21 protein-coding genes are annotated in these 23,899 nt (G+C 58.1%); 19 read left to right on the top strand and 2 right to left on the bottom strand.

The window, feature by feature from the left end; all coding sequences use genetic code 11:
• The 19 genes from OUZ52_RS07815 to OUZ52_RS07725 form a co-directional block, all read left to right on the top strand.
• Nucleotides 1-1,193, top strand: a 1,193-nt coding sequence (locus OUZ52_RS07815) for a polysaccharide biosynthesis tyrosine autokinase (protein WP_266157823.1), incomplete at its 5' end; no start/stop codon positions are given.
• 611 nt (nucleotides 1,194-1,804) lie between these two features.
• On the top strand, nucleotides 1,805-3,082 hold the full coding sequence (gene tviB, locus OUZ52_RS07810; RefSeq protein ID WP_266157822.1) for a Vi polysaccharide biosynthesis UDP-N-acetylglucosamine C-6 dehydrogenase TviB: 1,278 nt from the start codon (nucleotides 1,805-1,807) through the stop codon (nucleotides 3,080-3,082).
• A gap of 2 nt (nucleotides 3,083-3,084) precedes the next feature.
• A complete protein-coding gene (locus tag OUZ52_RS07805) occupies nucleotides 3,085-4,116 on the top strand; it encodes an NAD-dependent epimerase (RefSeq protein ID WP_266157825.1) in 1,032 nt (343 codons plus the stop codon).
• Nucleotides 4,113-5,066 carry a Gfo/Idh/MocA family oxidoreductase gene (locus tag OUZ52_RS07800; RefSeq protein WP_266157821.1) on the top strand — a complete coding sequence of 318 codons (954 nt, stop codon included), beginning with the start codon at nucleotides 4,113-4,115 and terminating at the stop codon, nucleotides 5,064-5,066. Before OUZ52_RS07805 ends, OUZ52_RS07800 begins: the two co-directional genes overlap by 4 nt.
• A 25-nt stretch (nucleotides 5,067-5,091) precedes the next feature.
• A complete protein-coding gene (gene wbpD / locus OUZ52_RS07795; RefSeq protein WP_266157820.1) occupies nucleotides 5,092-5,673 on the top strand; it encodes a UDP-2-acetamido-3-amino-2,3-dideoxy-D-glucuronate N-acetyltransferase in 582 nt (193 codons plus the stop codon).
• On the top strand, nucleotides 5,652-7,019 hold the full coding sequence (locus OUZ52_RS07790; protein WP_266157819.1) for an oligosaccharide flippase family protein: 1,368 nt from the start codon (nucleotides 5,652-5,654) through the stop codon (nucleotides 7,017-7,019). Before wbpD ends, OUZ52_RS07790 begins: the two co-directional genes overlap by 22 nt.
• Entirely contained in the window at nucleotides 7,020-7,586 is a 567-nt protein-coding gene (locus tag OUZ52_RS07785; protein ID WP_266157818.1) for a DapH/DapD/GlmU-related protein, read from the top strand.
• Between the two features lies 1 nt (nucleotide 7,587).
• Nucleotides 7,588-8,745 carry a DegT/DnrJ/EryC1/StrS family aminotransferase gene (locus OUZ52_RS07780; protein ID WP_266157817.1) on the top strand — a complete coding sequence of 386 codons (1,158 nt, stop codon included), beginning with the start codon at nucleotides 7,588-7,590 and terminating at the stop codon, nucleotides 8,743-8,745.
• Nucleotides 8,742-9,803 carry a non-hydrolyzing UDP-N-acetylglucosamine 2-epimerase gene (gene wecB, locus OUZ52_RS07775; RefSeq protein WP_266157816.1) on the top strand — a complete coding sequence of 354 codons (1,062 nt, stop codon included), beginning with the start codon at nucleotides 8,742-8,744 and terminating at the stop codon, nucleotides 9,801-9,803. Before OUZ52_RS07780 ends, wecB begins: the two co-directional genes overlap by 4 nt.
• Nucleotides 9,804-9,818: 15 nt before the next feature.
• Nucleotides 9,819-11,159, top strand: coding sequence for a glycosyltransferase (locus tag OUZ52_RS07770; protein WP_266157815.1), 1,341 nt, complete (start codon nucleotides 9,819-9,821; stop codon nucleotides 11,157-11,159).
• Between the two features lie 85 nt (nucleotides 11,160-11,244).
• On the top strand, nucleotides 11,245-12,705 hold the full coding sequence (locus tag OUZ52_RS07765) for a hypothetical protein (RefSeq protein ID WP_266157814.1): 1,461 nt from the start codon (nucleotides 11,245-11,247) through the stop codon (nucleotides 12,703-12,705).
• On the top strand, nucleotides 12,657-13,505 hold the full coding sequence (locus OUZ52_RS07760) for a glycosyltransferase (RefSeq protein WP_266157813.1): 849 nt from the start codon (nucleotides 12,657-12,659) through the stop codon (nucleotides 13,503-13,505). The genes OUZ52_RS07765 and OUZ52_RS07760 overlap by 49 nt, the downstream gene beginning before the upstream one ends.
• Nucleotides 13,505-15,469, top strand: coding sequence for an asparagine synthase (glutamine-hydrolyzing) (gene asnB / locus OUZ52_RS07755; RefSeq protein ID WP_266157812.1), 1,965 nt, complete (start codon nucleotides 13,505-13,507; stop codon nucleotides 15,467-15,469). Before OUZ52_RS07760 ends, asnB begins: the two co-directional genes overlap by 1 nt.
• A gap of 67 nt (nucleotides 15,470-15,536) precedes the next feature.
• Entirely contained in the window at nucleotides 15,537-16,658 is a 1,122-nt protein-coding gene (locus tag OUZ52_RS07750; protein ID WP_266157811.1) for a glycosyltransferase family 4 protein, read from the top strand.
• Nucleotides 16,659-16,699: 41 nt separating this feature from the next.
• Complete coding sequence (locus tag OUZ52_RS07745) at nucleotides 16,700-17,869, top strand: LegC family aminotransferase (protein WP_266157810.1); 1,170 nt, start codon at nucleotides 16,700-16,702, stop codon at nucleotides 17,867-17,869.
• Complete coding sequence (locus OUZ52_RS07740) at nucleotides 17,866-19,053, top strand: UDP-N-acetylglucosamine 4,6-dehydratase (RefSeq protein WP_266157809.1); 1,188 nt, start codon at nucleotides 17,866-17,868, stop codon at nucleotides 19,051-19,053. Before OUZ52_RS07745 ends, OUZ52_RS07740 begins: the two co-directional genes overlap by 4 nt.
• 2 nt (nucleotides 19,054-19,055) lie before the next feature.
• Complete coding sequence (locus OUZ52_RS07735; RefSeq protein WP_266157808.1) at nucleotides 19,056-19,727, top strand: sugar transferase; 672 nt, start codon at nucleotides 19,056-19,058, stop codon at nucleotides 19,725-19,727.
• 16 nt (nucleotides 19,728-19,743) lie between these two features.
• Nucleotides 19,744-20,337: a GNAT family N-acetyltransferase gene (locus tag OUZ52_RS07730; RefSeq protein WP_266157807.1), complete on the top strand. Its 594-nt coding sequence runs from the start codon at nucleotides 19,744-19,746 to the stop codon at nucleotides 20,335-20,337.
• A gap of 72 nt (nucleotides 20,338-20,409) precedes the next feature.
• Entirely contained in the window at nucleotides 20,410-21,849 is a 1,440-nt protein-coding gene (locus OUZ52_RS07725) for a glycosyl hydrolase family 28-related protein (RefSeq protein ID WP_266157806.1), read from the top strand.
• A gap of 22 nt (nucleotides 21,850-21,871) precedes the next feature.
• Here OUZ52_RS07725 and OUZ52_RS07720 read toward each other — a convergent pair whose 3' ends face one another.
• Both OUZ52_RS07720 and OUZ52_RS07715 read right to left on the bottom strand, forming a co-directional pair.
• Complete coding sequence (locus OUZ52_RS07720) at nucleotides 21,872-22,498, bottom strand: YdcF family protein (RefSeq protein ID WP_266157824.1); 627 nt, start codon at nucleotides 22,496-22,498, stop codon at nucleotides 21,872-21,874.
• Nucleotides 22,499-22,782: 284 nt separating this feature from the next.
• Nucleotides 22,783-23,778, bottom strand: a complete 996-nt coding sequence (locus OUZ52_RS07715; protein ID WP_266157805.1) for an undecaprenyl/decaprenyl-phosphate alpha-N-acetylglucosaminyl 1-phosphate transferase — start codon at nucleotides 23,776-23,778, stop codon at nucleotides 22,783-22,785.
• Between the last annotated feature and the right edge of the window lie 121 nt (nucleotides 23,779-23,899).

Here is a 23,899-nt window from a genome sequence, read left to right as displayed (position 1 = left end):
GCATGCAAAAAGCGGATATCGATCGACGTTTCACCGCAGCACATCCTGCTCATATGGCATTGATGCAGCAAATCGGCGAGCTGGAAGCACAGAAAGATGCGTTGAACAAGCAGGTCGGCGATCTACCCAATACCCAGCAAGAGCTGCTTAAGCTGACTCGCGATGTTGAGGTGAGCAATCAAACCTATACCGGTTTGCTCAACCAGGAACAGCAACTGGATATTGCCCGTGCCGGCAAGGTAGGCAATGTGCACGTCGTCGATAAAGCTGCGGTGGATGTCACGCATCCGGTCAAGCCGAAGCGGGCGATCGTAACGATAGGTGGCACGTTCTTGGGTGCATTCCTGGCCATCGGTATCGTGTTCCTGCGGCAGGCGTTGAGCCGTGGCGTGGAAGATCCTGCTGTCATCGAGCAGCTTGGCATGCCGGTATATGCCTCGATACCGATCAGTCAGATCGAGCGGACAACCTTTGTCAGCGATAAGGGCGACAAGCGCGTACGCAGCGATGGTCAACAGCATTTGCTGGCACTAAGTGACCCGGCGGATCTGGCGATCGAGGCATTGCGCAGCCTGCGCACCAGCTTGCATTTCGCGCGGCTGGAGGCCAAAAACAATGTGCTGATGATCTCCGGTTCCAGCCCGGGGGTCGGTAAGACCTTCGTCTCGGCGAACCTCGCTGCGGTGATCGCTCAGGCCGGCCAGCGTGTATTGCTGATCGACGGCGATATGCGTAAGGGTACGTTGCACAAGGTGATGGGTGGTCATCACGATCGCGGCCTGTCCGAACTGATCTCAGGTCAGATCGACATGGTGACGGCGATCCGGCAGGTGCCTTCGCTGGACAATCTGCAATACATTTCGCGCGGTAAGGTGCCGCCGAACCCGTCCGAGTTGTTGATGAATGTTCGTTTCACCGAACTGCTCACCGGATTGATGCCGCTATACGATCTGGTGATCATCGATACGCCGCCGATTCTCGCCGTTACTGATGCAGCGATCATCGGACATCTTTCGGGCACCAGTCTTTTGGTCGTGCGTTTTGGGTTGAATCAGCCTCGCGAAATTGCCTTGGCCAAACAGCGATTCGCACAGAATGGCGTCGAGATCAAAGGCGCGATCTTCAACGCGTTGGAAAAACGTAGCAGCGGCTATTACTCCTATGGCTACTATGAATACAAAAGCACGAAATAAGTTGCCTCAAGCGAACCTTTTCATGTTCATGGTCGATCGATTTCATGCAAGTGTCATGGATCATCATGGACAGTTGAGTGTCGATTAAATAAGCGAATCAAGCCCTATCCCCCGAGGGATCTCCTTCCGATAGCGCCATGGGATTAAGTCGGCCATGCGCTTTCGTGTGCCTGATAACAAGTCATAGAGACGACAAGTCCCTTGTCGGAATGCTTGTTAAGCGCTGCTGTGTCTATGCATTTCGAGATAGGCATCTTGGTGGTGTCGATCAAGGGCAACTTGCACGCTAGAACAAAAATAAGCGCTATTTTTAAGTGTTTTTTGCATAACGATACCTTCACGCTATCAATGAATTGAGTTGTGTATCTTGATCGCCATGATGGTGTGCGAAATGTATAACTTGAGACGTCTTAGCATCCAAAGAGTGACGTGCATCGCGAATGCTGGACGTATATGAAATTTATGCTCACGCTTCAGCCGGCAGTAAAGAAGCGCCTGCGACATTAGGTGTCTTGGATGCATAGCCGAGCTCTTTGGGCTCGGCTTAAATATGGGCCGAATTACGCCAGTAAAGGCTGTATTTCGAATCATGACGACGCGGGAAGATCGAAATGCAGAAACTGGATAGCGCCAAAATAGCGATTGTGGGTCTTGGTTATGTCGGTTTGCCATTGGCGGTTGAGTTTGGTCGGCAATACCAGACGATTGGTTTCGATATCCGCGCGGCTCGGGTGGAAGAGTTGCGTGCCGGCCGTGACAGCACGCTCGAGGTGGAGCCGGCTGAATTGGCCGCGTCGAGTCATTTGCGTTACAGCGCCGAACTCGAGGATATCCGCGACTGCAATGTCTACATTGTTACCGTGCCTACGCCAATCGATGTGGCCAAGCGTCCTGATCTAAGCCCGTTGGTCAAAGCCAGCGAAAGTCTGGGCAAGGTGCTCAAGCGCGGTGACATCGTTATCTACGAGTCCACGGTCTATCCCGGATGCACGGAAGAGGTGTGTATTCCCATCCTGGAGAAAGTCTCCGGCCTGGCCTTCAATAGCGAATTCTTCGCCGGCTACAGCCCCGAGCGCATCAACCCCGGCGACAAACTGCATCGGGTCACTGCCATCCTCAAAGTCACTTCCGGCTCCACTCCGGAAACGGCGGATTTCGTCGACGCGCTGTATGCCAGCATTATCGTCGCCGGTACACACAAGGCCAGCAGCATCAAGGTGGCCGAAGCAGCCAAGGTGATCGAAAACACCCAGCGCGATCTGAATATCGCCCTGGTCAATGATCTGGCCATTTTATTCAACAAGCTCGGTATCGATACCCTGGAAGTGCTGCAGGCGGCGGGCACCAAATGGAACTTCCTGCCGTTTCGTCCGGGGCTGGTCGGTGGCCATTGCATCAGTGTCGATCCGTACTACCTGACGCATAAAGCGCAGGAGGTCGGCCACCATCCCGATGTGATTCTCGCCGGGCGTCGTACCAATGACAGCATGGGCCCGTATATCGCCAGCGAGGTCGTGCGCCTGATGGTATGCAAGGGCATCAATCCGGTGCGTGCTCGTATCTTGATCCTGGGTTTGGCGTTCAAGGAAAATTGCCCGGATCTGCGCAATACCCGTGTCGTGGATATCGTGCATGCGTTGAAGGGCTATAACGCCGATATCGATGTCCACGATCCCTGGATCGATGCCGCAGAAGCCGAGCACGAATACGCGCTGGCGCCCATTGGGGCACCGAAAAACAACGACTACGATGCCATCATCATCGCGGTCGGCCATCACCAGTTCGTTTCCTTGGGCGGCGCTGGTATCCGGGCGTTCGGCAAGCCGACATCCGTGGTCTACGACGTAAAATACGTGTTGCCGCGTGACGCGGTGGATGGGCGGCTATGAGCATGACGGTGCTGGTAACCGGTACCGCCGGGTTCATCGGCTCGCACGTGGCGATGAAGCTGCTTGAGCGTGGCGACAAGGTGGTCGGCCTCGACAACCTCAACGATTACTACGACGTCAATCTCAAGCACGCACGCCTAGCGCGCTTTATGGATCACCCCGGCTATACCCACGTGTCGGCCGACCTGGCGGATCGTGCGGCGGTCGAGGCGGCTTTTGCCGAACATCGGCCGCAGCGCGTGGTGCACTTGGCGGCCCAGGCCGGGGTGCGCTACGCGGCGCAAAATCCGCATGTGTATGTGAGCAGCAACGTCACCGGCTTTCTGCATGTGCTGGAGGGTTGCCGTCATCACGGGGTGGAGCATCTGGTCTTTGCTTCGACCAGTTCGGTATATGGCGCGAATACGGCGATGCCGTTTTCCGAGCATCAACCGACGGAGCATCCGCTGACGCTGTACGCGGCCACCAAGAAGGCGAACGAGCAGATGGCGCATAGCTACGCGCATCTGTATCGAGTCCCTTGCACCGGTCTGCGCTTTTTTACCGTGTACGGGCCGTGGGGCCGGCCGGACATGGCGTTGTTTCTGTTCACCAAGGCAATCCTCGCCGGTGAGCCGATCAAGGTGTTCAATCACGGCAAGCACAAGCGCAGCTTCACCTATATCGACGATATCGTGGAAGGCGTGGTGCGCACCCTGGACCAGGTGCCAGGGCCCAACCCCGCCTGGCGCGGCGACGCGCCCGACCCGGCCAGCAGCACTGCGCCTTATCGCATTTACAACATCGGCAACGAGCAACCGGTGGAGCTGCTGCGGTATATCGAGGTGTTGGAGCAATGCCTGGGCCGCAAGACCAGGATGGAGCTGCTGCCGCTGCAGGCCGGCGATGTGCCGGATACCGAGGCCGATGTGTCCAGCCTGATCGACGCGGTGGGCTATCGGCCCAAGGTGTCGGTGGAGGAGGGCGTACGTCGGTTCGTTGAGTGGTACCTGAGCTATCAGACGCCGCAGGTTTACGGAGCCGTTTCTTTATGAAGAACTTCGCCCTCATCGGTGCCGCCGGCTACATTGCTCCGCGCCATATGCAGGCCATCAAGGATACCGGCCATCAGCTGGTCGCCGCCTATGATCCGAACGACTCGGTCGGCATCATCGACAGCCATTTTCCGGAAGCCGATTTCTTTACCGAATTCGAGCGTTTTGACCGCCATGTAGACAAGCTGCGTCGCGCCAATCACAGCCATCGGCTTGATTACATCTCGATCTGCTCGCCGAACTACCTGCACGATTCGCACATGCGTTTTGCCCTGCGCTCGGGGGCCGACGCCATCTGCGAAAAACCACTGGTGCTCAACCCGTGGAACATCGATGGCCTAAAGGAAATCGAACAGGACACCGGGCGCAAGGTCAACACGATTCTGCAGTTGCGGGTACACCCGGCGATCATTGCGCTGCGGGAACAAGTACAGCGCGGAATGCATACCAGCAAGCATGAGGTCGATCTGGCCTACATCACCTCGCGCGGCCATTGGTATTTGCAGTCGTGGAAGGGCGATGCCAAGAAATCCGGCGGCATCGCTACCAATATCGGCGTGCACTTTTTCGACATGCTGCATTTCATCTTTGGTGAGCTGCAGGAAAACATGGTGCATTACGCGTCCGAAACCAAGGCCGCCGGTTTTCTTGAGTACGAGCACGCCCGCGTGCGTTGGTTTTTGTCGGTGAACGTGGAGGATGTGCCGGTGGCACAGCGCGACGCCGGACAACGCACCTTCCGCTCGATCACGGTGGACGGTAAAGAGATCGAATTTTCCGGCGGTTTCACTGATCTGCACACGATCAGCTACCAGGAAATCCTGGCGGGGCGCGGGTACGGTCTGGAAGCTAACCGTACCGCCATCAATACCGTCGCGGCGATCCGCAATACCCAGCCATTGGGGGCGCAGGGGGACTACCATCCATTTCTCAAGAACAGCCACCGCTGAAAGCGCCAGTGAAAGGTTTATCGCCATGAGTTTTTACCAGCATCCCAGTGCGATCATCGACGACGGTGCCCAGATCGGCGAAGGCTCGCGCATCTGGCACTTCGTCCATGTTTGCGCAGGCGCGCGTATCGGCCAGGGCGTGTCGTTGGGGCAGAACGTATTTGTCGGCAACAAAGTCACTATCGGCGATCACTGCAAGATCCAGAACAACGTATCGGTATACGACAACGTAAGCCTGGAAGAGGGTGTGTTCTGCGGTCCAAGCATGGTCTTCACCAATGTCTACAACCCACGTTCGCTGGTGGCGCGCAAGGATGAGTATCGCGATACCTTGGTCAAGCGGGGTGCCACGCTGGGTGCCAATTGCACCATCGTCTGCGGCGTGACGATAGGTGAGTTTGCCTTCGTCGGTGCAGGCGCGGTGATCAACAAAGATGTGCCGGCCTATGCGCTGATGGTGGGTGTGCCGGCGCGACAGATAGGCTGGATGAGCGAATTCGGCGAACAACTCGACCTGCCGCTGACTGGCAAGGGTGAAACCGTATGTCCGACTACAGGTCTGCTTTACCAGCTGGAAGATGGGCAGTGCCGCTGCGTGAAAAAATAGCGCGGTTTCGGCAGGGCGGGCTGATCGGTTCCATTACGTTATTGGTCGGCGGCACTGCGTTTGCGCAGGCGCTGATGGTGTTGGTATTGCCCATATTGACCCGGCTTTATTCGCCGCAGGATTTCAGCGTGCTGGCGGTCTATGCGTCATTGCTGGGGATTATTTCGGTGGCGGCATGTCTGCGCCTGGATATCGCCATACCCATGCCAGAGACCGATGGCGATGCAATCAACCTGCTGGCTTTGGCGCTGAGCTTTTGCCTGCTGATTTCGATGCTGGTGGCGTTGCCGATTCTGCTGGCTCCGGTCGCGGTGGCGGCATTACTCCGCCAACCGGAGCTGCAGCCTTATCTATGGTTGTTGCCGATTGGCGTGCTGCTCACCGGCGCTTATAGCGCGCTGCAATATTGGGCGACACGGAAGAAAATCTTTGGCGTTATTGCCAAAACCCGGATGACCCAGGCGATCGGCGGCGCCGGCGCACAGCTCGGCATGGGCTGGCTCGGTTTCGTGCCTTCCGGGTTATTGGTCGGGCAGGCGATCACTAGCGGTGCCGGCGTGGTTGGCCTGGGCGCGCGGGTATTGACGGTGGATCGAGCTGCGCTGGGCGCGGTAAGCCTGCCGGGCATGCGCAGGCTGTTTCGGCAATATGACCGCTTTCCCAAGTATTCGACGTTCGAGGCATTGGCAAACACCGGTGGCATCCAATTGCCGGTGATCATGATCGCGGCGTTGGCGGTGGGTGCGGAGGCCGGTTTCTTGATGTTGGCGATGCGGGTGATCCAGGTGCCGATGAATTTGATCGGCAATGCCATTTCGCAAGTCTATCTGGCGCATGCGCCGGAAGAATACCGGGCCGGTACGCTGGGCGGGTTCACCGCGAAGATTCTCGGCGGCTTGATGAAGACGGGGGTTGGGCCGCTGTTGTTTGCCGCCTTGGTGGCACCGCAGGCGTTCGTGCTGATCTTCGGTGAAAAATGGCAGCGTGCCGGCGTGCTGGTGGCCTGGATGACGCCATGGTTTATCGCGCAGCTGATGTCATCGCCGGTGTCTATGGTTATGCATGTGCGCAACAAACAGCGCGGCATGATGCTGCTGACCATCGCTGGCCTTTGCCTGCGCGTTGGTGCCATCGGTGCGGCAGCGCTGCTGTTGCCTAGTCGCCTTTCCGAGCTGTACGCCGTATCCGGTGCGGTTTTCTACCTCGCCTGTTTCTTTATCTTTTCGAACCTTGCTGGATTGACGCGGCAAGACTATCGACAGCTGTTGAGGTCGGGCCTGAATTTCGTGCTGCTGTGGCTAGCGCTTGGCTTGGTCGTGCGTTTCGCGCTGCATCGGTTGATTTGAATGATGAAGCGCACGCTCAAGAAGATCGGTTTTCTGATCACCCCGGTGGCAAAGCTGCTGCTGTCGTTATTTTTCAAGAAAAAATATTTGCAAGGTAGGCATTTTGATACCAGCTATGGCGGCTATTTCTGGGCCGTTCGCTCGGCCTGGCAGAGGAACATTCTGCGGCTGGCACGACCGCTGCCCTGGCCGAGCGGCCTGACTTGTTATGTCTCCAATCCGGACAACATCGTGTTTCACCCAGACGACATCAACAACTTCCAGTCGCCGGGCATTTATCTGCAAAATTTCAAGGGCAAAATCCAGCTGGGACGCGGCACCTACCTCGGGCCCAACGTCGGCATCATTACGGCGAATCATCGCCTGGATGCGCTCGATGAACACGAAGACGGCCAGGACGTGGTCATCGGCGAAAAGTGCTGGATCGGCATGAATGCAGTCATCCTGCCTGGTGTGGTGTTAGGCGATAAAACGGTGGTAGCGGCGGGTGCCGTGGTCACTCGCAGCTATCCGCAAGGCAACATCGTGATCGGCGGTACGCCGGCAAAAATCCTCAAAGAGATCTGATATGCACTTCATTGATCTGAAGACGCAGCAGCACGCCATCAAGCCGGAACTGGATCGGCGGATCGCGGCTGTGCTTGCACACGGCCAATACATCATGGGTCCCGAAGTCGCCGAGCTGGAGCAGATATTGGCTCGGTTTGTCGGCGTAAAGCATTGCGTCTCCGTGGCCAGCGGTACGGAGGCTTTGCTGATTTCGCTGATGACCCTGGGGATCGGTCTGGGTGACGAGGTCATCACCAGCCCGTTCACCTTCGCGGCCTCCGCCGAAGTCATCGCTTTGCTCGGTGCCAAGCCGGTGTTCGTCGATGTCGATCCCCGCACAGGCAATATCGATGCGAGCTTGATCGAGGCGCGGATCAGCAGCCGCACGCGAGCCATCATGCCGATCAGTCTGTACGGACAAATGGCCGATATGAAGGCCATCCAGGATGTCGCGATGCGCCACGGCAATATTCCGGTGATCGAGGATGCTGCGCAAAGTTTCGGAGCCGTAAGTCACGGCCGGCGCAGCTGCGGCGTTTCCACCATTGGCTGCACCAGTTTCTTTCCGAGCAAGCCGCTGGGTTGCTATGGCGACGGCGGTGCTTTGTTTACCGATGACGACATGCTGGCCCAGGCGGCACGCGAGATCCGCATCCATGGGCAGAGCAAGCGCTATGTCCACACTCGCATTGGCCTGGGTGGACGCATGGATACCTTGCAATGCGCCATTGTGCTGGCCAAGTGGTCGAGATTCGAATGGGAATGCGAGCAGCGCCAAACCATCGGTGCGGGCTACACGAAAAAATTGCTGGCGCGGATCGCTCATGCCGCACCCGTGAGTGGCGACGATCTCCAGAGTCCACTGACAAGTCTGCGAACCATGGTATTGCTGCCGGAAAACCAATCGGTATACGCGCAGTACACCGTGTTGACGCCGCACCGCGAAATCGTCCAGAGCGAATTGAATAGCGCGGGCATGCCGACGGCGGTGCATTACCCGGTGCCGCTGAATGAACAACCGGCCTATCGGCACTTCGACAGCCACGCCGTCACACCGGTGGCGAGCTGGCTGGCCGAACATGTCATGAGCCTACCGATGGGGCCGGACTTAGCGGAAGACGATCAGGACCGCGTCATCGATACGCTGTCCGACATTCTTGCTGGAGTCCCTGCATGAAGGTCGTGACTGTCGTCGGTGCCCGGCCACAATTCATCAAGGCGGCGGTGGTATCGCGCGCACTGCTTAAATATCGCACTGATGTGCGCGAGGTGCTGGTGCATACCGGGCAGCACTACGACGCCAATATGTCGGATGTGTTCTTCGACGAGCTGGATATTCCGCGGCCGGCCCATCATTTGGGTATCGGTGGTGGCACGCATGGTCAGAACACTGGTCGCATGATCGAGCAGATCGAGGCGCTACTGGTCACTGAAAAGCCCGACTGGATGCTGGTTTACGGCGACACGGACAGCACCCTGGCCGGCGCCCTGGCAGCGAGCAAACTGCATATTCCGGTAGCCCATGTCGAAGCAGGGCTGCGCTCATACAATCGACGCATGCCAGAAGAGATCAACCGCGTGTTGACCGACCATCTGGCGGGGTTGCTGCTGGTCCCGAGCATGGGTGCCAGCGATAACCTGAAAAGCGAAGGGATTGTCGGCCCCTCGGTACGTGTCGTGGGTGACGTCATGTATGACGCCGCGCTGTACTACCGCGAAAAAGCGCGGCGGCCAGCGATCCCTGTGCTGGGCGATTTGCACGACAACGACTTCGCGCTTTGCACGATCCACCGGGCTGAAAATACCGACGACCGGGCCAGGCTCGGCGGGATCCTGGACGGTCTTGCGGCGCTTCCCATCGCGGTGGTGCTGCCGCTGCATCCGCGCACCCGCGCGCGAATGGTCTCGGCCGGCATCAGCTTTCCAGACAACGTACGGGTGATCGATCCAGTGGGCTATCTCGAGATGGTCTGGCTGGAAGCGCATTGCCGCTTGGTGCTGACCGATTCAGGCGGGGTGCAGAAGGAAGCCTACTTCCACGGCAAGCCCTGCATTACCTTGCGCGACGAAACGGAATGGGTCGAGCTGGTCGAGATCGGCGCCAACTGCATCGTCGGCGCGTCGCCACAGGCGATCCAGCAAGCCTTCGCGCGGATGCTGACCTGCGAGATATCGGCATCGGTGCAACCCTACGGCACCGGCCATGCCGCAGAACGCGTTACCGAGGCGCTTTGACCGCTATGCACGCATATGCGCAAGTGCGACCCGAACCGCGCTGGCCAAGGCTGGCAGGCTGAGGATTTCATGGTGAAAAAAATCAATCTGTTTGTCTTCGCGACTCATCATTCGACCAATAACATCGCTTCGCAGCGGTTTAAGGGGCTGTTGAAGTATCTGGACTTCCAGAAGTACCGGGTGTTTATTTTCGCGCGTGATGGCGGGCCCGATCTCGGCGCGGCGATGATGGCCGCGGGCAGCGATATCACGGTGATGAATCTGCGCGGTCGCTGCGTCGGCAACGAATCGTCGGTATCCAGTTCGATCGTCTCGTTGTTGTCGGCTTTTGTGGCTGAAGTGCCGTTCCTGACCGCAGCGACCGATCGCCTGATCGGACGCCACAGCGATATCTGGCTGGTCAACGCACTCACTGCCGCCGATGCACTGTGTCGCGAGCGGCTTGCCGATGGCGAAGCCTGCATTGCCGTCGGCACCTATTCGCCGATCGATGCGCTGATCGCCGCCCGATCGCTGGCCGCAAAACACCGTATTCCCTGTCTGCAAGATTTCAGGGATGGCCTCACCTTCGAGACCTTGGGTCGGCAGGGCAAACTCAGTGCCTTGCTACGGCAATGGGTCGAAACCCGCGTGGTGGCTTCATCCCAACTGGTGACCACGGTCAGTCGTGCGCTGGTCAGCGACTTCGAACGTCGTTACCCAGGCAAGCAGGTCCGGCTGATGCCGAATGGTTACGATCCCGCCGATTTTTCGATGCAAGACGACGCCAGTCACGCCGCTGCTGCCCAGCTTATGGCGCAACACGTGCCGGCCGGGAAGCGAGTGATTGGCCATTTTGGGCGTATCGGTACCAGTGACCATAGCCGTATCAGCACGCTGGAGTGCTTTGTTCGTTCGATGAACGCAAGCCATCAGGCGCGCCAGCATGCCCATGCGCTGTTCATCGGTGAGCTGGCCCCGGTAGAGCGCACCATCATCAGTCAACTGAGCTGCACCTACAGCACGGTGGATGCGGTGCCCAGGCCGGTGGCGTTGGACGTGATGAAACACTGCAACCAGCTTTTGCTGATTACCGGTGACGGCGTCGGTTGCGCAACCGGCAAGCTATTCGAGTACCTGGCGGCGGGGCCGGATGTGATCTGTTTTTCCGGTGTGACGAACGAGGCGTCGCATATTCTCTCGGAGACGGGTGCGGGCATTACCATACTCATCGCCGATGAGGTGACAGCGGCAGGGACGTTAGATCGTATTTTTTCGACCTCGCCGGGCATCTCGGCCATACGTCGCATCGGTGCGTACAGTAAGGTCGAACAAGTTCGTCAGTTTGACCGCTGGCTTAGCGGCATGGTTGCCTGATGCTGCGCCGGTCGCGCTCATTCGCCTGGCCGCTGGCCATGTTGCTTTTGCAACGGTGGCGGTGCGCGATGTCGCGAGGACGGTTATGAGTTCAACGCATCTCATGGCTTCGACGGCCACGCCGCGCCGACGCCGTTTCTGGCGGGATCTGCTGACGGTGCGTGGCCTGTTCACTGGCGCGTCGATGTTGTTGCTGTTTTTATCCGTGGTCATTCCCAATTCGTTGCAGGTCCCGACGGCCGGCATGTTGGCGATCTGTTTTCTGCTGTCGCTGCATGGATTCAAGCTGGTCCCAGGCCTGAAGACGGTGCTCTTGTTCTATACCGGCTCGGCCATGGTGACGCTGATTTACATCGCCGTGGGCTATTTGAATGACGCGCCATGGATCGCCGCCGCGCAGGTAACGGCGATTTATATCGTTTCGCCGCTGCTATGGACCTTTATTGCAGCCAGCCTGTCCCAGCGAGTCGGCACCGAGCGGCTCATCCACTGGTTGATCTGGCTGGCCTTGCTGTGCTGCGTCAGCGTGGCGATTTATTTCGCGCTCTACCGGATCGGTGGCGCGGCCGCGGTATCGTTCTTCACCGAATCGGCCAATGTGAACACTAGCGACGGCTATTCGGCCGCAGTGATGCACGTCTATGGTTCGCTGATTTTCTTGTGCGGCGGTTTTTTCAGTTCACCCGAATTGATTCAGAACAAATTGCTGCGCATGCTGCTATTGGCCTCGCTGCTGATATGCATCATCACCTCGGGGCGCTCGGCGCTGATTCTCTCGGTGCCGATCGGCCTGCTGCTGGGTGCGTTGCTGACTCCACGGACGATTGGCTACAAGCGCCGCCGCTCGATTTTTGTCACGGCTATTTATGGCTTGCCAATGTTGCTGGCCGCCATCGCCGCGGTGTTTGCATTGAGCGAACTGGGCAATATTCATTTATCGGTGATCTTCGGCAACTTCATCGACAAATTGTCCTCCGGCGGCGGCAGCGCACGTTCCGGCCAGGCGTATGCGCTGTACGACGGCATTCTCGACAGTGGCGGGGTCGGCGTCGGTCACGGAATTGGCGTCTCCTACATCCGCAGCACCGACTACCCATGGCGTTATGAGTTGGTCTGGCTGGCTACTGTGCTCAGGGTCGGTATTGTCGGGGCGATCATCTACACCTCGCTATTTTTCTGGTATGCCGTCAAGGTGACCAAGTTGGCGATGCGGCGGCGACTAACGCCAGGCATGAAGTTCATGTTCTGCGGTTTCATGGCGGCTTTCGTGGCGTCCAATACCAATCCGTATATCGAAGCTTTTACGTTCCAATGGATGTATGTCATTCCCGTAGTGGGCTTCTTTGTCGACTACTCCGCCGCACGCATGGCCGCATGGGCGCCAGCTCGCGCCTGCGCAGCATGCAATACCTGCCATTGCTGGCCGAACATGGCATCGATGTGGAAATTTGTGAGTTGTTCCCGGACGCCTATTTGCAGGCCAGATATGGTGGCCACATGTTTTCAGCGAGAAAACATCTGTGGAAATATTACTGGCGGCGTTTGACCCAGCTGCTGCGTGCGGACAGGCACAGCGTGATGTGGGTCGAGGCTGAGCTGTTTCCTTATTTACCCTATTGGCTGGAATCGATGCTTAGCCGTTCCGGTATACCTTTTGTGGCTGAATACGATGACGCCTTGTTCCACAACTATGACTTATCGTCGAGTTCGTTGATCAGGCGATTGCTCGGCAAGAAAATCGACATGGTCATGCGGCATGCATCCTGTGTCATTGCCGGTAACCGCTACCTTGCGGCACGTGCCGGTCAGGCAGCGGCGCAGCGCATCGAGATTATTCCCACCGCAGTGGATCACCGCCGTTACGTTGCCGTGACGCATCGCGATCGGGCGCAACCGGTGATCGGCTGGATCGGTTCGCCGGCGACGCAAAAATATCTGCTCGACATCCGCGCGGCCCTGGCGCAGGTTTGCAGCAGACATCATGCATGGTCAGAAGACAGTGAAGCGGCAACCATTGCGCTCATGGACATCGGCATCATGCCGCTTATCGATGGCCCATGGGAGCGTGGCAAGTGCGGCTACAAGCTGATTCAGTACATGGCTTGTGGTTTGCCGGTGGTAGCTTCGCCGGTGGGCGTGAATGCCGACATCGTGCGAGCTGGCGACAACGGATATCTCGCCGCCGATAACGCTGCCTGGGAGGATGCGCTGAATCGATTGCTGACGGATGCGTCCCTGCGACAACGCATGGGTAGTGCGGGACGCGAGCGGGTCGAGCGCGAGTACAGCATCGTGGCGCAGGCACCGCACCTGGCCAGTGTGCTGCATAGCCTGGAGCCGCGCTGATGTGTGGCATCGCGGGTTTCTGGCAGCCTCGGGGCGGTTCGCAGACCGCCATGCAGCAGCAGGTCGATCGGATGGGCGCACGGTTGCTGCATCGTGGGCCTGACGATGATGGCTCGTGGTGTGATGAGGCCGCAGGCATCGCATTGGCGCAGCGACGTCTGGCAATCCAGGACCTTTCGCAGGCCGGCCACCAGCCGATGCATTCTTCCTGTGGTCGTTATGTAGCGGTGTTCAACGGCGAGATCTATAACCATTTCGATCTACGCGCACAGTTGGCCGCCGAGGGCCGCATGCTGTCATGGCGCGGACATTCGGACACCGAAACCTTGATGGCGTGCTTTGTCGCCTGGGGGGTCGAGCGCAGCTTGCAGGGCGCCGTCGGCATGTTTGCGATTGCCTTGTGGGATCGACAAGAGCGAGCGCTGACGATTGCACGTGATCGGCTCGGCGAGAAGCCGCTGTACTACGGCTGGCAGGGCGATACCCTGGTGTTTGGTTCAGAGCTCAAGGCGCTGCGCGCACACCCGACATTCCGCGGCGACATCGACCGTAATGCGCTGGCTTTGCTGCTGCGGCATAACTGCATCCCGGCTCCGTACAGTATCTATTCGGGGATCAAGAAACTGCCGCCTGGACATCTGCTGCGGATACCGCTGGTCACGGCGACGCCGGCAAGCGAAGCTGTCACCGTGGCTTATTGGCGTTTCAACGATGTGGTGCATGCAGGTTTGAGCAATCCATTTGTCGGCTCGGAAACCGAGGCGATCGATGCGCTGGAGTCGCAACTGGTCAGCAGCATTCAGGGGCAAATGCTTGCCGACGTGCCGCTGGGGGCTTTTCTCAGCGGTGGCATCGACAGCAGTACGATCACTGCGTTGATGCAAGTGCACAGTGGCCGACCGGTGAAGACATTCACCATCGGCTTCGACGAAGGCGGTTACGACGAGGCTGTGCATGCCAAAGCCGTAGCCAAGCACCTGGGCACCGAGCATACCGAGTTGTATGTTCGCCCCGAGAACGCATTGGCGGTCATTCCTCGATTGCCGTCGATGTATTGCGAGCCATTCAGCGACAGCTCGCAGATTCCTACTTTTCTGGTCAGCCAACTCGCCCGCCAGCACGTCAGCGTGGCCTTGAGTGGTGATGCCGGGGACGAACTGTTCGGTGGCTACAATCGATACTTGTCGGCCCGCAAGGTGTGGGGGCGCATGCAGCAGATGCCATTGTTTGCGCGTCGCGCCGCGGCGAGTACCTTGCGTGCATTGTCGCCGGCGGCCTGGGACAGACTGTTTGAAAGCGTGAAATTCTTGTTGCCAAAGCGTTTGCATCTGGCGACACCGGGCGATAAGGCACAGAAGCTGGCCGGTGTGCTGTCGCTATCGGATGGTCATGCGTTTTATCGCCAGCTGACCAGTCATTGGAGCGATCCGGCGCATATCGTGATTGGCGCGACGGAGCCGCCGACACTGCTGACAGATCTGCGTGCATCGCCACAGACAGACAGCCTTGAGCACTGGATGATGGCGATGGATGCGCAGACCTATATGACGGATGACATTTTGGTGAAAGTCGATCGTGCGGCCATGGCCAATAGTCTGGAGACTCGCGTGCCGTTGCTGGATCACCGGCTGATCGAGTTGGCCTGGCGCATGCCGCTTGGTTTCAAGATTCGTGGCGGGCAGGGCAAGTGGCTGTTGCGCCAGGTGCTGTACCGGCACGTACCGAAGGAGCTGATTGAACGGCCGAAGATGGGTTTCGGTATTCCCTTGGACAGTTGGTTGCGCGGACCTTTGCGCGAATGGGCGGAAAGCCTGCTCGACGAAGGTCGACTGCGGCGCGAGGGTTATTTGCGGCCCGCCCCGGTGCGTCAGTTATGGGCGGAACACCTGAGTGGCAAGCGTAACTGGCAACATCATTTATGGACCGTATTAATGTTCCAGGCATGGTTGGCTGAACAGTCGTAGCACGCTTCAGTAATGGCATACCGTTGGGGGACGGTGGCACCAGACAGAGCTTTCGAGAGTAGCCTGAATGACCTTCCTCCTCATCGCCAGTTTCCCCGATTCGATTCTGCATTTTCGCGGGCCGCTATTGGACGCCTTGCTGGCGCGAGGCTTGAGCGTGCATGTCGCCGCGCCGGGGTTGGTCGAGGGCAGCGAGTGGCATCGTTCGCTTCGCGCGCGCGGCATGACGGTGCACGATATTCCATTGCAGCGTACCGGCATGAATCCGTTGACCGATCTGCAGACGCTGATGGCGTTGTGGCGGCTGATGCGCAGGATTGCCCCCGATTACGTGCTGGCGTACACGATCAAACCAGTGATCTACGGCTCCTTGGCGGCGAAGTTCGCCGGTGTGCCGCAGCGCTATGCGCTGATCACCGGACTGGGCTACACGTTTCAGGGCGAAGGGGAGCAGGGGCGGGGTTTGCTGCGTGCATTGGCGAAGCGCTTGTACGGGCTTGCCTTGCGTAACGTGCACAAGGCGTTGTTCCAGAACCCGGACGACGAGTCGCTATTTCGTCGCCTCGGCATCTTGCCCACTGGCACGCCATCGTTTGTCGTCAATGGCTCGGGTGTGGACGTGGCGGCCTACCGTGTGGAGCCCTTGCCGGAGGCACCTCGCTTTCTACTTATCGCGCGTTTGCTGGGCGACAAAGGCGTACGCGAATACGCCGCCGCCGCGCGACACATTCGTTCCAGCCATCCGGCGGTGGTGTTCGCCCTGGTCGGTTGGATCGACGAGAACCCCGATGCGATTGCGCAACAGGAACTCGACAGCTGGCTTGCCGATGGCTTGGTCGAGTATGCCGGTCGCTTGAGCGATGTACGCCCGGCGATTGCCGCCAGCAGTATTTATGTGCTGCCTTCGTATCGCGAAGGCACGCCGCGAACCGTGCTCGAGGCGATGGCCATGGGGCGCGCGGTGATCACCACCGATGCGCCGGGCTGCCGCGAAACCGTGACAGACGGCGACAACGGTTTCCTGGTGCCGGTCAAGTCGGTCAGCGGCCTTGCCGAGGCGATGCAGCGCTTTATCGACGACCCCGGCCTGATCGAGCGCATGGGTCGCCGTTCGCGCGCGATCGCAGAAAACAAGTACGACGTCCACAAAGTCAATCAATCCATGCTAGAGCAAATGGGGGTGGTATGAGTGTCCCAATGCCAGAAAATAATCGACACGAGGCGTTGCCAATGAGTGCTCGCTTCGATGACATACTCGATGTCGTGCGAAGCATTTATGGTGACGGCCCGATCGCCCTGCACCGACCGGTGTTCGAGGGTAACGAAAAACGTTATCTGATCGATTGCATCGATTCGAATTTCGTCTCGTCGGTCGGTGCGCGAGTGATCGAGTTCGAGCAGAAAGTCGCCGCGTTCACCGGGGCTAAGCACGCCGTGGCAACGGTCAATGGCACGGCGGCACTGCATGTGGCGCTGCAGTTGGCTGGAGTCGAGCGCGACAGCGAGGTCATCACCCAGGCGCTGACTTTCATTGCTACCTGTAATGCGGTGGCCTATTGCGGTGCGCATGCGGTGTTCGTGGATGTGGATCGCGAGACGATGAGCTTGAGCCCGGATGCGCTGCGCACCTTTCTGTCCGAGTACGCGGTGCATCGAGATGGGCTTTGCTATAACCGCAAGACCTGGCGCCGCATTGCGGCCTGTTTGCCGATGCACACCTTTGGCCATCCGGCGCGGATCAAAGAGATTATTGCGGTCTGCGATGAATACGGTATTTCGGTGGTCGAGGACGCCGCCGAATCGTTGGGAAGTTATCGCGATGGCCTGCATACGGGCCGATTCGGCAAGCTCGCTACACTGAGTTTCAACGGCAATAAGGTCATCACGACCGGTGCCGGCGGGATGATTCTGACTGACGATAGCGAGCTGGCCGCACGCGCCAAGCACATCACCACGACGGCCAAGGTTCCGCACCCTTTCGAATTCGTCCATGATGAGACCGGCTACAACTATCGGCTGCCCAATCTCAATGCGGCACTGGGCTGCGCGCAGATGGAGCGGCTAGACGAGTTTCTGCGCATCAAGGCGGATATCGCCGCACGCTATGAGGCCTTCTTCGACGCCAACGGCATGCACTTCGTGACATCGCCAGCGGGTGCGGTATCCAATTACTGGCTCAATGCACTGGTACTGGATTCACGTGCCGAGCGCGATGCTTTTCTCCAGTACAGCAACCAACGGGGGGTGATGACCCGGCCGATCTGGCGTTTGATGACGCAACTGGAGATGTATAGCGGTTGCCAGCACGATGGTCTCGACAACTCGCGTTGGCTGGAAGACCGCGTAGTCAACATTCCCTCGAGTGTTCCCGATAACGCACTGCCGGCGCTGAACCCATGAACATGCTGCAAATGATCGGGCGTGAGCAACCGCTGTTCGATGTGGACGTACAGCGCGAGGAAAAGGAGCTGTCGGCGCGCGTGGCCGCCAGCCGCTTTATGGTTATTGGTGGTGCCGGATCGATCGGCCAGGCGGTTACCCGCGAGATTTTCAAGCGTCGACCGAAAGCCTTGCACGTCGTCGACATCAGTGAGAACAACATGGTCGAGCTGGTCCGCGATATTCGCAGCACGCTCGGCTATATCGACGGTGACTTTCGTACCTTTGCCATTGATTGCGGCGGACGCGAGTACGAGGCGCTGCTGCAGGCAGAGCGGGGCTACGACTACGTACTTAATTTGTCCGCCCTGAAGCATGTGCGCAGCGAGAAAGACCCGTTTACCCTGATGCGGCTGATCGAAGTCAATGTGCTCAATACGATTAAGACCATTGAGCTTGCCCGGGAGCATGGCGCGCGCAAATATTTCTGTGTGTCAACCGACAAGGCGGCGAATCCGGTCAACATGATGGGTGCCAGCAAGCGAATCATGGAAATGTTCCTGATGCGATCCAGCATGGAGCTACCCATTTCCACTGCGCGCTTCGCCAATGTGGCTTTTTCGGATGGCTCCTTGTTGCATGGCTTCAATCAGCGTTTTACCAAGCGTCAGCCTATTTCGGCACCTAATGATGTCCGGCGCTATTTCGTCACCCCGCAGGAGTCCGGCGAGCTATGCCTGATGTCCTGCCTGCTTGGTGGCAATCGCGATATCTTTTTCCCCAAGTTGAGCGAAAGCCTGCATCTCACGCGGTTTTCCGACATTGCCACGCGCTATCTGGAGAGCCTGGGCTACGAGCCCTATGCCTGCGACAGCGAAGAGGAAGCCCGCGATCGATCCGCCGAGTTGATCGCCCGCCGGCAATGGCCTTGTTATTTCTTCGCCAGCGACACCACCGGCGAAAAGGACTTCGAGGAGTTCTTTACGCATAGCGAGACGCTGGATTTGCAGCGCTTCACCAGCATTGGCGTGATCAAGAACACGCCGGATTATGACGAAGCCAAACTAGGCCATTTTCTCAACACGATACGCACGATACGCGGTGGCGCCAGTTGGGAAAAAGAAGCCATCGTCGACCTGTTCAATCACATGATTCCGGATTTCGCACACAAGGAAACCGGCAAGTACCTGGATGGGAGGATGTAACCATGCAGCGTTTCTTTGACGTGTTTTTCTCTGCGCTGGCGTTGTTGCTGCTGTCGCCGCTGTTGTTTCCAGTAATGCTGCTGTTGCGCTTCACCGGCGAGGGTGAAATTTTCTTCATACAAAAACGGGTGGGGCGACACGGGCAATCCTTTGGCCTGATCAAGTTCGCCACCATGCTCAAGAACAGTCCGAACATAGGCACGGGGACGATTACGGTAAAGGGCGACCCACGCGTTCTGCCGATGGGAAAATTTCTGCGTAAGACCAAGCTCAATGAGTTGCCGCAACTGCTCAATATCCTCAAGGGCGATATGAGTGTCATCGGTCCGCGGCCCCAGACGCAGCGCTGCTTCGACGCCTTTCCGGCACTGGTGCAGGATCAGATCGTCAAGGTGCGGCCGGGCTTGTCCGGCATTGGCTCCATCGTGTTCCGCGATGAGGAAAACCTGATGCATGAGCATCAGCAGCAGGAGCGCTATTACGACGAAGTGATTGCGCCGTATAAGGGGGCGCTGGAGGAATGGTACGTCGCCAATCAAGGATTGCATACGTATTTTCTGTTGATCGTACTGACCGTCTGGGTGGTGCTGCTGCCGAAGTCGTCGATCGTGTGGAGGGTCTTCGGCAACCTACCGCCGCCGCCGATGGGTTTGGCCGAAGTGTTCGGAACCTGATGCGGATGCAGAGGCGATGAGCAAGCGTGAAATCTATCGTCGCGTGGCGGAGCTTCATATCGCCAATATCGACCAAGGCTTTCTTTCAAGCCTGGGCGTAGGGTTCTTGTCGCTGTTGTATCAGGCGATCGACGAAGGCGAGGACAGTGTGCTGTTGACGGTAGAGAGCGATGATCGCGTCGTCGGCTTTGTTGCCGGCAGCATGGGCATGGGGCCGGTTTATCGCCGCATGCTGCGGCACGCGCCACGCCTGGCGCTGGCGTTGCTGCCATCCGTGTTATCGCCACGGAGGGTGTGGCGGATCATCGAGATTCTTCGCTATAGCCGGGGCCACGCTCAAGCGTCGTCGTGGCCTCGCGCCGAGTTGTTGAGCATTGCGCTCGACCCTGCCTGCCGCGGGCGGGATATGGCGGCGGCGCTTTATCAACGGCTGGCCCAGTTCTTCCAAAGCAAGGGTGTTGCGGAATTCAAGATCGTTGTCGGCGCGGCACTCGGGCCGGCACACAAGTTTTATCAGCGTATGGGGGCGGTTCCGATCGCGCAGACCGAAGTGCATCAGGGCGAGCGTTCGACGGTATACAGCGGTCGCTCTCCAGAGTTAAGCCGGTGAGCTCGATCGGGCCATCACCGAAACACGTGGGTTGAAAGGCATACCTCCGACAGACTCCATGAGGTGATCAAAATGCAAAAGCAAGTAAGCGTATTGGATTTTTTGCCCAAGGAGGAGCACGCCGCCATTCGCGCGGGTACCAGCCGGTACGACTGCACCAGCGGGATCCAGTCGGCGATCAACGCCGGAAACAAGGTATTTGTGCCGCCTGGCGTCTATCTGACCAAGCAACTGAACCTGAAATCGGACGTTGAGTTCTATGGCGCCGGTCCGTCGAGCGAATTGAAGGCCTACGACGGCAGCCTGGCTTGCCAGTATCTATTGGCGACCTATGTCGGTGATGGCGGTACCGCTAACGCTGCGGACAATATGCGCCATATCTCGATCCATCATCTGAAGCTCAACGGCCGGGTGGCTGAATTCGGATATCAGCCGTTTTATTACCTGCTGGCGGTCAATGCGACTTCCGACATGAAAGTGCAGCAGGTGACCTTCTATGGTTTTCGCGGCGATGGCATGTATGTCGGGTCGGGAACGCTGCACAAGACTCAGCGCTACAATCAGCAGGTCAGCGTGCAAGATTGTCTGTTCGATGGTGTCGTCAAGAATAATCGCAATGGTTTGTCGATCATCGATTGCGATGGCTTGATCGTAAGCAACTGCATCTTCCAAAACATCGGCAACGCCAAGCTCTCGGCATCCGTTGGTGGTATCGATTTTGAGCCGGACCACGACTGGAGCGTTTATCGCAACATCGAGATCCGCAATTGCACCTTCCGCAATATCGATTCGGTGAATACCGCCGGCATCACGTTCCACAATGTCTACCAAACCAGTCGCAACATGCATGACTGGCTGGTCAGCGGTTGCCAGTTCGATAACTGTTACTGGGGCATTGCCTGTGCCTCAAAACCCAAGACCGCGGTTGATCCGGCCGACAACCTCACCGTTCTCAACTGTCACTTTCTCAATTCGGTGCGTACCGATATTGCAGTGAATGGGTTGAATGGCACGCAGATCAGTCGCTGCGTATTCGAGCATTCGCCGCCGGGCTCGGGCGCCGGCGGCGATGCGATCCGGCTTGGTAGTGTTGCCTCGGCGACCAGCGCCAACGCCATCAACGCCGTGATTACCGGCAATACCTTCAGCGGTATTCATCCGCAGCTTGGGGTTATTGGTGTGCTCGGTGTGCACGGGCTGGTATGTGCCGGCAATACTTTTCAGGATATTTACGGGACCTGTATTGGTTTCTCGGCCGAAGAGTCTGCCGATACGGCCGGGCATATCGATGCGGTCATCATTTCAGGTAACACCGTGACGCACACCACCCGGTTCGCGGCCGGGCGAGCCGCGACCACGACGTTTCTGGGCGCGGGCAAGGGCCTGCAAGTAGGCAGTGGCAGTTTGCAGCTGGATGCGACCAGTTTCGAATACAACAATCGGCTCGACAGTGCAGTTCATCGCACGGCCAACGGCACGGCTATTCAGTTCCGTGGCAGGGTTTCATCTTGAGGTTGGCGTTGTCATCCGTGTACTAGGCCCGGCCACAAAGCTTGTATACCCAGAAGCCGATGTATTCATGGAACGCTTGATGGCTGCGCCAAAGCATCAGGCGCTGCGGTCGCCAGGCTGCATCCGCGGCGAGAATGTCGAGGGGCAGGCCATTGCGTGCGGGCGCGGGAATAACCTCCAGGCCTTGCTTGCTGAAGGCCGCCGCCGCCCTGGGCATATGCGCTGCAGAGGTCACCAGCAGAATCCGCCGCAAGCCCTCTTGGTCGAGGATGTGCGACGAAAAGATGGCGTTTTCGTAGGTGTTATTGCTACGGCTTTCGATACGTATCGCAGAAGACGGCACGCCATGCTGTTGCAGCATGGCCGACATACGTAATGCGCCACCTTGTCCGGCGGAAAGCACAATCACCGGCGCCTTGCCGGCCTTGTAGAGCAGATAGCCAAAGCCTACGCGGGTTTGTGCGGCATCGCCCTGGTCGTTATTCCAATCACTTTCATCGCCGGGAAAACCATCCCCGCCGATGACGACAATGACGTCCGCCTGCGGATACATCGCGACGTCGCGTTGCGGGAATTGATGCTCTAGCCCACGGTTAAGCCAAGCGACGAAGGCGGGTGTGGTGCAGGCGACGAGCCACAAGAATCCCACGCTCAAAAAGGCGAGGCCGGTTTTCTGCCGCCGCTTTATCACAAGCAAAAGGCCGACGATGGCCATTAACAGTGCTTGAGCCGTGGGATAGCACCGATCATAGAAGTACGCGGGCGGGAGCATGTCAATCCGTCGCCCTTGCTATGTTGATGCTGCTGCGGCAGACGCGCATTTTCTTCCAGATCACTGCAACGCCACATGGGCTCCTACGACAAGATGATAGTCGAGCGAGCCCCGGTGGCGCATTTCATCGCGCATTGACATACGCAACCAAGCCGGCGCAATCAGGTTGTGCTCCGTAGAGTGATCGGCTCGTGGCTGGTCTTGGTTTGCATATTCCATACGCGTGCCATCGTCACGGTATAGATGATCGACAGGCCGCCGAACACAATGAAATTGACGCCTGGCCCGAGCTTGTGGGTGAGATTGCCGATAAAGGTAAAGCCGCCTGCCAGCATCAACAGTGCCAGCAAAGTGCGGCGGGGGCCAAGACCTGCCCGCATCAGCATGTGATGAATATGTCCACGATCTGGGCGGAAGGGCGATGCTCCTTCGCGCATACGGCGGTACATCACGGCCAGCGTATCGAACACCGGTAGTGCCACGCACCACAGCACATCGCTAGAGGACATGGTCGGCTGCGCACCCTGGCTCAGCTGAATCAGGGTCCAAGCCAGTAAGTAACCCAAGACCATGCTGCCGGCATCGCCCATGAAGATCTTTCGCCCGAGCAGGCCGAGATTGGTCAGCATGAAAGGCAGCATCGCCACCGCAAGCAGCAGCACAAGTACGGTGACACCCTGCAAGCCGATCTGATTATTGAACAGGAAGATACTGCCAATGCTCATCAAGCTGAGCCCGCCCGCCAATCCATCAATACCATCCATCATGTTGAAGGCGTTCAGTAAGCCGATGACGGCGATGACCGTTACCGGTATCCCGGCCCAGCCCAGATCCACCTCGGTGCCGAAAACATGGCCAAGTCTATGCACGTAAATACCGGTGCTGGCGATCATGGTGAGTATCGCCACGGTTTGCACGAATAGCCGCGAACGTACGCTTAGATCGTCACGATCATCCAGCGCACCCAAGATCGCCAGCACGGTGGCCGTGCCGAGCAGTTTTTGCGTGAACTCGCCGAGGTCCCCGTAATACACGGTGCCATTCAGTACGGCCATGAATATCGCCAAGCCGCCGATCAACGGCACGCTACCGATATGCAGTTTTCGTTCGTTGGGTTTGTCGATCAGACCTAACGCATCGGCGCATTTACGCAACACATTTATGCCAAAGGCCGATGTTGCCAAGGTCATGACGCACGCTGACAGTATTCTCGCGTCCAGCATATTGCTGTCCCGTATAGCTTTGTTACCCCCTGGTTAGGCGACAAAACGTGAGGCA

Source organism: Dyella silvatica (genome assembly GCF_026283955.1).
Taxonomy (GTDB): Bacteria; Pseudomonadota; Gammaproteobacteria; order Xanthomonadales; family Rhodanobacteraceae; genus Dyella_C; species Dyella_C silvatica.
Note: the sequence above shows the minus strand (reverse complement) of the source record. Positions and strands in the feature narration are given on the sequence as shown.